Here is a 9,405-nt window from a genome sequence, read left to right as displayed (position 1 = left end):
GGGTCAGGCTGCACAAACTGCCCTTGAGTCTATTTTTCCTCATATAGTTATGTATCTACTTTTACTTGACATTGAACGGCTAACTCCCCTTGCACGTAGTCATGGTTTTGACATCCAGTTTTCCAGGTGCAAGAAGTGAGTAAACATAAACTAATTTTTTTTAGCGATCGCTTATGTGAATTTTTCACTCCCCTTTTTAGTAAGGTTGAATAATTACAGATTCTTCGGAGGAAATTGTTTATGGAGTGATATTTAATTTTCTTAGTCTCGGCTCTATAACATCTGGATTCACTGCAAAATATTTAGCTGCTGCTGTCATATCCAAATTCAGTAAACTTTCATCTCCCAAATCTTGTATTTTTGTGGGTTTATCTAACTTTAAGTCTAAACATTTAATAATTTCTAACCCTACAGCTTTAGCTAATAAAGGAGGAACAGAATTACCTATCTGTCTAAATCCGTGCCATTTTGTGCAATGAAACCTAAACCAATCAGGATAGGAATGTAACCGCGCTGCTTCCCGCACACTAATACATCTGGGTATAAACGGATGTATAGGTCTAGGGGAGGTAAAAGCTCCGCGATTACTAGGTGTACCTGCTCTGAGAGTATTACAAATACCTTGGGGGTGAAGTTTATAGAAGCGGCTAATTTTTTCGGTTGTACCAGGAAGTGTAGCTGCAAATCTGGTCATAGACTCTAAACTATGCTTTGTTCTTAAACTGGAGGTCAAGATGGTAGAGTCATAGTGACGTTGATATCCATAGTCATTATTTGGCGAATTTAAACCACGCAGTAATAGACCGTAATCACTAGGCTTTCCCAACTCTGCAACTACCCAATCACGTTGATACAATTCATCATATTTTTCAATCTCTGGTAAATCTTGCAATGCTTCCCAAACTGTCGGACTTAAGTTTAATTGATGAGAGAATCCTGATTTCTTTTGTTTAGCTGGTTGAGTAATGGTGTCTGGATAATTTGGTAGTTCTAAATCATGACGACAACCGAGAATAAATAACCGTTCGCGATTTTGGGGAACTCCAAAATAGGCAGAATTTAAAACCTGATATTTTTGTTTAACTTGATAACCATTACTCTCAAATTCATTAATAATTTGTGCAATGAATTCTTGATGTTTTCCCGCAGTCATTCCTTTGACATTTTCCATGACAAAAAACTTGGGCTGGAGTGCTAATACTAATCTAATATAATGAAATACCAAGGAATTTCTAGGGTCTTGAAAAGAACGTTTACCTATTAATGAGAATCCCTGACAGGGCGGACCACCAAAGACGACATCAATTTCTTGATTACCAATAGCCGAATTTTGTCTAATATGTTGACTGGTAGTTTCTTCAACAGGCTGACATAAAACAGTCCAAAAAGGAAAATTAAACTCGTGGGTTGCACAGTGGATAGGGTCGATTTCTACAGATGCTAATACATCAAAGCCAGCTTGTTCAAAACCGAGGGTCATCCCCCCAGCACCAGCAAATAAATCCACAGCAATAGGGCGGTTTTGTTTCATCTGCTTCTAGTGATTATTTCCTACTTTCCAATACCTGGTAACATTTGCAAAATCTCTGCAGCAGCGCGATCGCATACACCTACCTCCCCCAACAGCTGACGCATTTGGGTATAATCTGCGAAAGTTTGCTGTCGGCGCTCAGGATTTAAGAGTAATTCCATGGATGCTTGGAGAATATTTTCCGGTGTCGCTTGTTCTTGTAGGAATTCTGGTACAATGGGCTTCATCACCACTAAATTAACTGGTGAAGCAAAAGGTATAGAACCTTTAAGAATGTTGCGAGCAATCCAAACAGTCAAGGGGTTGAGGCGATAAACCACAACTTGGGGCACATTTAATAAAGCCAGTTCTAGGTTAACCGTACCAGATTTAGTGATAGCCAGATCAGCGGCGGCAAATAGTTCTTTTTGTTGCTCGCACAGAATTGTCGCCCGTAAACCATAACGTTGAATAGCTGTTTCTATGGGTTGTCTGTAAGCTTCCAGAGATAGGGGAATCCAAAAATGGACGAATGGTAATTGAGCTTGAATAGTTTGAGCAGCTTGAAAAATTACTGGTAAGAGGTATTTTAACTCTTGATGACGAGAAGCTGGGAGGAGTGCGATCGCCTTTTGTGCGGGTGGAATTTGCAATTTAGCCCGAGCTACTGAGCGACTGGGTGCATCTTGCATTCTGTCAACTAGGGGGTGACCAACCCACTGCACTTGTGCGCCATTCTCGCGAAAATAACGGGCTTCTTCTGGGAAGATAGCCAAGAGTTTATCTGTAAAGCTGACAATACGGGATGTATTACGTAAACCAATAGACCAGACCCACTCTTGGGGAGCGATGTAATAAACCACTGGTATCTGTGGTAAATGCTTTTGCATATAAGTACCAATGCCCAGATTAGGTCCCATATAATCAATTAGTATGACTAAATCAGGGGGGTATTGTTGCAAAAAAGCGATCGCCTGACGTTGTACCCTAATAGTAGGGAAAATATAAGGCAAAGATTCCACCAAACCCATAGAACCAATACCACTAGTTTTCCCCAAAATAGTAGCGCCCTGGGCTGCCATTTTTTCCCCACCCAGAGCCACAATTTCTAATTTTAAACCAGCGGATTGACGCTTAATTGCCTGAATCAGCAATGAGCCTTGCAAATCCCCAGATACTTCCCCTGTGCTGATAAATATACGCATTTGATAATTAATAAAAATTCATATTTAACAACGGATAAATAAGTAGTTACATTATACTGATAAAATACAGTATATTTAACGAATATAGGCACTACAGTGAATGATAAAACTATTCCGGGGTGGGAATGATGCCCGTTCTTGTCCATCTCACCCCAATAAAAGCTGTATAAATTCAAGAGTCATCATGGGGGCTGGTTTTTTTCCTTCCCGGAATTAACCCACGTCTTCCAGACATTTGAGAAAGTAGGAGAAAACGACGCAGGGATTGCAGTTGTTCACTGTCTCCGAGTTGTTCGAGTGCTTCTAAAGCCTCCTTAAAACTTAAGCCAGAGCGATAGAGAAGCCGAAAAGCCTTTTTCAAAACTTGTAAATCCTCAGAACTCATCCCAGAACGTTTTAACCCTACTAGATTCAGAGTTCTCACCCGTGCGGGATTTCCCTCCACCAACATATAAGGAGGCACATCGCGGTCAATACGTGCCATTCCCCCGACCATTGCGTGTTGACCAATATGTACAAATTGATGCACCCCTAAAACTCCGCCCAACCTGGCGCGTGACTCTATATGGACGTGACCCGCCAATGCCACGGAGTTAGGAATAATCACGTGGTCTTCAATTATGCAGTTGTGAGCTACGTGTACATAAGCCATTAACAGGTTATTATTGCCAATCACCGTAGCCTCACCCGCCCCAGTAGCACGGTTAATAGTGACATATTCACGAATTAAGTTATTGTCACCAATTTTCACCCAAGTTGGTTCGCCAACAAACTTGAGATCCTGGGGTTCCATACCAATAGCAGCACCGGGAAAAATCTGATTTCGCGCTCCAATCTCACAAGGACCTTCTAGCACGACATGAGGGCCAATAATTGTTTCCATGCCGACTTTGACATTAGCTCCAATCACAGCATAGGCACCGACTTGCACTGTTGGGTGAAGTTCCGATTGAGGATGAATTACAGCGGTGGGATGAATAAGCGTTTTCAAGGGTGAATCTCCAGAACTTTTTTAAGTGTAGAAACGCGATTAATGGCGTTTATACAATCAGTGGCCAAAAGTGTCGAGCAAAGCAAGTTGTGTGTAAGAGCAACGAAAATCTAGACTGGATGATGTTTTGTTATTTATGGAAGTCGAGCTTAAGAGTCAACCACGGCTTTACCCACTCGACAGCTTATTAGTTAATTCGAGAAAACATTAATTCGCCTTCAGTAGCAAGTTGACCGTCAACCTCTGCACGGGCTTGTACTTTAGCGAAACGACGTTGTTTTATCCACAATAGTTCTACTGTCATCACTAGCTGATCTCCCGGAACTACCTGGCGGCGGAATCGCACTTTATCGATACCAGCAAACACAAATAGTCCCTCCTCAAACCCTGGTAATTGCTTAAGAATAATACCCCCAACCTGTGCCATTGCTTCAACAATCAGCACTCCAGGCATCAGGGGACGTTCTGGGAAATGTCCCTGGAACTGTGGTTCATTGACAGTGACATTTTTAACGCCTACAGCCAGTTTTTCGGGAACATAGTCAATGATTTTATCTACCAATAGGAATGGGTAACGGTGGGGTAGCAATTTCTGAATTTCTTCAGATGAAAATGTGGTTTTAATTTCAGTACTTTTTTCTGGGGTAGATGTAGGTGCAGTAGTATCGGGACTATTCACTGGGGTGACAATTGCCATTAGCGCTGTGTTGAATTTGTAATTAATGAATTAAGTAGTCATGGGTGAAAACCTGAGATTTTAGATTTTACCCGATTCCTGTTCTAAAATTTTCCGAGCCAGTTGAATGTGTAAATTGTGGCTGGCTTTATATGCTAAGAAATGAGCTTGAGGAAAATTTCCCAATAAACTCAAATCTCCTACTAAATCTAATATTTTATGACGAACTGGTTCATTTTCAAACCTGAGTGGTGGATTTACCCAACCTTCTGACCCACAAACAAGGGCGTTATCCAAGCTACCACCCTTAATTAACCCGGTTTTCTGTAAGTATTCAATTTGGTGTAGTAACCCAAAAGTACGAGCCGGAGCAATTTCCGCCACAAAGTTGTCACTCAATGACCAACTGTACCATTGGTTGCCAATAGCCGACAGTTCAAAATCAATCTCGTAACTAAAACGGGTTATTGATGCTGGAAGGGCGCACGCAAAAGCATCATTTTCATAAATCCAGATGGGCTGTTTCACCACCAAGGGAACTGGTTTACTAGTTGGTTGCGACACTAAGCCAACTTGAGTAATACTGTCAGTCCAAACCTGTGCTGAACCGTCTAATAGTGGTACTTCTGGTCCATCAATTTCAATGCGGGCGTTATCGACACCCATACCGGCCAGGGCTGCTAATAAGTGCTCCACTGTGCGCACGCCAGCTTCACCTTGGCCCAATTGAGTAGAGAGCAGAGTTTGACTGACGGCGGTAACTTGAGCCGGAATGATTGGTAAATCTGGCAAATCCACCCGCACAAAGTACCGCCCACTCCCAGATGGAGCTGGGAATATGCGCACATGGGTACTCACACCACTATGCAGTCCCACTCCAGTTTGAGTGATTTCTCCTGCTATGGTGTGTTGTTCCATGAGCTAAAAGTTAATATGTGATTCATTTGCAGTTTCGGTGATGACCCCTTATCGGAATAGTATTGAGGCAAATGCCAAAATTAGCAAGTGCCGTTAAAACCTTTCACCAATACCAAAATTGATGCGACTATCGCCGTCATCGTTAATGCCGTAGTCAATCCGAATGGGGCCTAGTGGCGATTGTACACGCACACCCAAACCGTAACCGTAGCCACTACCGTTTTTGTTGAGGACGTTAGCCGCCTGAGTTGTGGTTCCTAAGTCACTACCGACATCAACAAACAGTGCGCCGTTAACCACTGAGAATACAGGGAAGCGATACTCAACAGAGGCTTGGACATAACTGCGTCCACTGGTTAAGGCTCCTTCTTCGTAACCCCGCACAGAGTTGCTACCGCCTAGGGTAAAAGCTTCATAGGGCGGTAAGTCACCCAGAATTGTTCCGCCTTGCACGTTAAAGGCTAGGGTTTGCGCCCCCGGTGCGAAGTTGGTCAACCTCACAGGTAAGTATTGACTATAGTTACCCCGGAGTCTGGTTAGAAAAATGCTACCTAGTCCCACTGGTACGGACTGATCCACACCAAAGCGTAGCAAAGAACCTGCTGTTGGTTGCAATTGGTTATTACGCAGGTCGCGCTGTGCGCCTAGTTGTAATAACACTAAGTCATCTTCACCTCCCCCTGAGAGGCTTAGAGGAACTGTTTCTGTGGGCACTCCATCCTCGAATACTGCTCCTTGCGGTCTGATATTACCATCAGCATCACGGGTGGAAATTCGTTGATACTGCAATCCGGCTGAAGCACTCCATTCTGATCTTTCATAGGGATTGGGAGATAATGGACGGTTAAAATTAATACCACCACCTAATCGGAGAACACGAGGGCGATCGCCGTCGGTTTCACCTAGTTGAAATGTTCTTATATTCTCATCTTTGCCGTCAAAAATTAAGGAAACGGAACTGCGGCGAAAAATATTTGTTGTATAAGAAGTTCTATAGGGGTCACCGGCAATCCAGGGGTCTGTAAACCGCAGATCAAAAAGCAGCTCCCGTTGTCCGATCTGTACTTCGGCTCCTAGGTTTTGGTTTCTTCCTCCTAGGTTTTGCTGCTGATAGCTTACAGTCCCAAATAATCCACTGGCAGAACTAAACCCGGCTCCAGCTGCAATAGACCCACTAGTACGTTCGGCTACGTTCACTACTACTTTTACCTGACTCGGGTCAGTACCAGGGTCAAGAGATATGTTGACATCTTCAAATAGCCCCAGTCCAAATACCCTCTGGAGGTCTGTTTGTACTATGTCCCGGTTAAATACTTCTCCTGGACTTAACTTCATTTCTCGGGTAATTATATATTCTTGGGTTCGTCCCTGAATTGGTTCTCCGTTTTCATCTACCTCCCGACCTTCGCGATCCTGGAAGCGGACCTGAATATTTTCTACCACCCCTTCGGCTATTTGTAGGGTGACAAGGCCGGTTTCCGAAATTTGTGGTGAGCCAATGAGGTTGGCTAATACGTAACCTTGTTCTTGGTACTTTTTAGTTAACTGCTGGATACCTGCTTGGAATTGTCTCAGGTTCAGGACTTGACCATATTGCTCACCAAAGACTGCATCCACAGTACCGGGAGCTAGTACCGAGGGAACATCAGTTCCCGGATTAGCTTGCACTTGTACTTTGGTGAGGACGGGGTTAAGTTGGACAATAAAGCTTACCCGTACGCCCACAGGTGTATCTTCTGGCACTGCTTCAACGTTGGCAAAGAACCCAGTGGCAAAGATGGCATTAATATCTTCTTGCAGTTCAGATCTGGTTGTTGTCCGACCTGGTTGAGTACGAATGACGCTGTAAACTTGCTTTTCTAGTTCCGGTGTTAGTTGTCCCTTTTCTGATCTGACAACTACTTCTGATATCAGTACTCGAGTTTCTGAGGTTGGAGTATTGGAATTTTCCCCACTGGGAGTAGTTTGAGCCGTGAGCACTGGGGGGGCAATTTCCGCCACCGAATCAACTTTCAGGCTTGTTAAGGTGGGGACAATTACTTCTGCTGTTGTCTTCTGGGATGATTTCAGGGGGGTAACCGTGAACAAAGACTGATTTTTAGTTTCAATTGCTGACTGCTGATTGAACCCAGGACTAAAAACCTCTGTTGTCTGTTCTGAATTATTAATACTTTGGGCATTTGCACTCTCACAGATGCCTAGTGGCGCTGCAACTGCTACAAATGCCATCCATACCGGAGATAAACGCATGTTCTTTAAATTCCTCTATGGCTACGCCACGCAAGCTATCACATCCACACACCATTACTCTTATGCACAAGACCCCAGGTGCAAATCAAGTTGCTTCCTATTGCCTATTTACTTATGGTTCACAAAGCATCAGTCAAAAACTATTGATTCTGACTTTTTGCTTTTGACCATTTCAAGTTTTAGTTTCTACTGCTTTTAGCACTCTTTCTAATACCTCCTGGTAAGCATTTTCTACATTTCCCAAATCCCGACGGAAACGGTCTTTATCCATCACCCTCAAGTTAGGATCTGCTTCGGCTGTGTTCCATAAACGGCAGGTATCCGGGCTGATTTCATCTGCCAAGAGTATCTGCTGTTTTGAGTCCAAACCAAATTCTAGTTTGAAGTCTACTAGGGTAATGCCGCACTGCTGCCAAAATCCCCGGAGAAATTCGTTGACTTGCAATGCTAGATTGTGAATTGTCTCTACTTGTTCCGGTGTTGCTAGTTCTAAGAGCAATAGGCGATCGCGTGTTAACAGTGGATCTCCCAACTGGTCATTTTTGTAATAAAATTCCACTAAAGGTTGTTTGAGCACTGTACCTATTGGTAATCCTGTTTGCTGACACAGACTTCCTGCGGCAATATTTCTCACCACTACTTCTAGTGGCACAATCTTCACAGCCTTGACTCGCATTTGGTGCGGTTGAGGACTGTCAATGTAGTGTGTTTTTATACCTTTGCTTTCTAACTGCTGAAATAGCCGGCTAGAAATGCTACAGTTAATTTTTCCCTTGTTGATAATACTGCCACGTTTCTGGGCATTAAAAGCCGTGGCATCATCTTTAAAATCAGCTAACAGAACTTCTGGCTCGTCCGTTGCATAGAGAATTTTAGCTTTGCCTTCGTATAACTGGGGATAAACAGACATGATATGAGATAAATTTGTACGCAGTGGGTAGTTTTCGACCTTTTAGGCTTAACTATTTTATCTTTTGTGCTTCAATATCCGCCATTGGTGCTGAGTTAGCTATAGTTGGTTAGCTGATATCAAGCACATACACCTGAAAAAAGATGATCAAGGATAAAATATGTAATCAATTGACAAAATCTAGTTTATCATTTAATGATAATTTAATGAAATAAGTTCTCAACAATCAGACTATAAAACTATCATATTTTGCCAATTAAGTAAATACAGCAGATCACAGGTAAATGAGGTGCGAGTATTAATCTTAAAACTCCCGTAGGGTAGGAATCATGCCGCCCTACTGTATCTCACTTACACAAAATGTTCTGTAAATTGTTTATACAGGTTTTTGTCAAAGGTTTGAGGTTTGACTTAATGTTTGAAATTCCCAATCATAATTAACCATTTATGGAAAATAAACACAACAAAAATGGAGAAAAAAATAATGAACAAAGATGATTTTCTCTATCCTCGTGGACGCTACTATGGTCATGTCAAGCCGGAAAATTTGGTTTTTAATGCAAATTTGCAGGAATTTGCTCAACGTATCAGTTATATCTGTAATTTAGAGACTGGTGGAAAGCTCACCCCAGAAGAAGCTTACGAACAAATCAAAGCTTTATGGAAACAACTGAAAAAAACGAAAAAACAACTGCAAATTGGCAAAAGTCCCTTTCAAAATGATGATGGGGAAACTACAAGCTGAAGGATTACAAATAGCAGGTTTATATAGCAAAACTCAAAAGTCCTATCCCATGGTCTCTAAGAGGATGTTTGGAAAGTTTTAGATGGTGACTTTATACACTTGCAGATCCCCCCTAACCCCCCTTAATAAGGGGGGAACTAGAATCAAAGTCCCCCTTTTCAAGGGGGATTTAGGGGGATCTAAAATTTTTGATACATCAT

At 42.5% G+C, this 9,405-nt stretch carries 8 protein-coding genes; 1 reads left to right on the top strand and 7 read right to left on the bottom strand.

All coding sequences use genetic code 11. From position 1 onward, the window contains the following. Nucleotides 1-238: 238 nt before the first annotated feature. The 7 genes from NWP21_RS02740 to purC form a co-directional block, all read right to left on the bottom strand. Entirely contained in the window at nucleotides 239-1,531 is a 1,293-nt protein-coding gene (locus NWP21_RS02740; RefSeq protein WP_280791517.1) for a DNA cytosine methyltransferase, read from the bottom strand. Nucleotides 1,532-1,551: 20 nt separating this feature from the next. Then, complete coding sequence (gene lpxB / locus NWP21_RS02735) at nucleotides 1,552-2,715, bottom strand: lipid-A-disaccharide synthase (RefSeq protein WP_280791516.1); 1,164 nt, start codon at nucleotides 2,713-2,715, stop codon at nucleotides 1,552-1,554. A 172-nt stretch (nucleotides 2,716-2,887) separates the two neighbouring features. Next, complete coding sequence (gene lpxA / locus NWP21_RS02730; protein ID WP_271732242.1) at nucleotides 2,888-3,706, bottom strand: acyl-ACP--UDP-N-acetylglucosamine O-acyltransferase; 819 nt, start codon at nucleotides 3,704-3,706, stop codon at nucleotides 2,888-2,890. A gap of 187 nt (nucleotides 3,707-3,893) precedes the next feature. Further along, entirely contained in the window at nucleotides 3,894-4,403 is a 510-nt protein-coding gene (gene fabZ / locus NWP21_RS02725) for a 3-hydroxyacyl-ACP dehydratase FabZ (protein ID WP_280791515.1), read from the bottom strand. Between the two features lie 60 nt (nucleotides 4,404-4,463). Next, nucleotides 4,464-5,300, bottom strand: coding sequence for a UDP-3-O-acyl-N-acetylglucosamine deacetylase (lpxC, locus tag NWP21_RS02720; protein ID WP_280791514.1), 837 nt, complete (start codon nucleotides 5,298-5,300; stop codon nucleotides 4,464-4,466). A 93-nt stretch (nucleotides 5,301-5,393) separates the two neighbouring features. After that, nucleotides 5,394-7,550, bottom strand: coding sequence for a BamA/TamA family outer membrane protein (locus NWP21_RS02715; RefSeq protein WP_280791513.1), 2,157 nt, complete (start codon nucleotides 7,548-7,550; stop codon nucleotides 5,394-5,396). A gap of 172 nt (nucleotides 7,551-7,722) precedes the next feature. After that, nucleotides 7,723-8,460 (bottom strand): phosphoribosylaminoimidazolesuccinocarboxamide synthase, encoded by a 738-nt coding sequence (gene purC, locus NWP21_RS02710; protein WP_280791512.1) that lies wholly within the window; start codon nucleotides 8,458-8,460, stop codon nucleotides 7,723-7,725. 469 nt (nucleotides 8,461-8,929) lie between these two features. On the opposite strand from purC, the gene NWP21_RS02705 reads away from it, so the two are divergent. Further along, nucleotides 8,930-9,205, top strand: coding sequence for a hypothetical protein (locus NWP21_RS02705; protein WP_271732247.1), 276 nt, complete (start codon nucleotides 8,930-8,932; stop codon nucleotides 9,203-9,205). Nucleotides 9,206-9,405: the final 200 nt, after the last annotated feature.

Source organism: Anabaenopsis sp. FSS-46, assembly GCF_029891665.1.
GTDB lineage: Bacteria > Cyanobacteriota > Cyanobacteriia > Cyanobacteriales > Nostocaceae > Anabaenopsis > Anabaenopsis arnoldii.
Note: the sequence above shows the minus strand (reverse complement) of the source record. Positions and strands in the feature narration are given on the sequence as shown.

Coding starts and splice junctions, on each gene's coding strand:
- NWP21_RS02740 (WP_280791517.1), bottom strand. CDS start 1,531: ATGAAACAAAACCGCCCTATTGCTGTGGATTTATTTGCTGGTGCTGGG.
- lpxB (WP_280791516.1), bottom strand. CDS start 2,715: ATGCGTATATTTATCAGCACAGGGGAAGTATCTGGGGATTTGCAAGGC.
- fabZ (WP_280791515.1), bottom strand. CDS start 4,403: ATGGCAATTGTCACCCCAGTGAATAGTCCCGATACTACTGCACCTACA.
- lpxC (WP_280791514.1), bottom strand. CDS start 5,300: ATGGAACAACACACCATAGCAGGAGAAATCACTCAAACTGGAGTGGGA.
- NWP21_RS02715 (WP_280791513.1), bottom strand. CDS start 7,550: ATGCGTTTATCTCCGGTATGGATGGCATTTGTAGCAGTTGCAGCGCCA.
- purC (WP_280791512.1), bottom strand. CDS start 8,460: ATGTCTGTTTATCCCCAGTTATACGAAGGCAAAGCTAAAATTCTCTAT.
- NWP21_RS02705 (WP_271732247.1), top strand. CDS start 8,930: ATGGAGAAAAAAATAATGAACAAAGATGATTTTCTCTATCCTCGTGGA.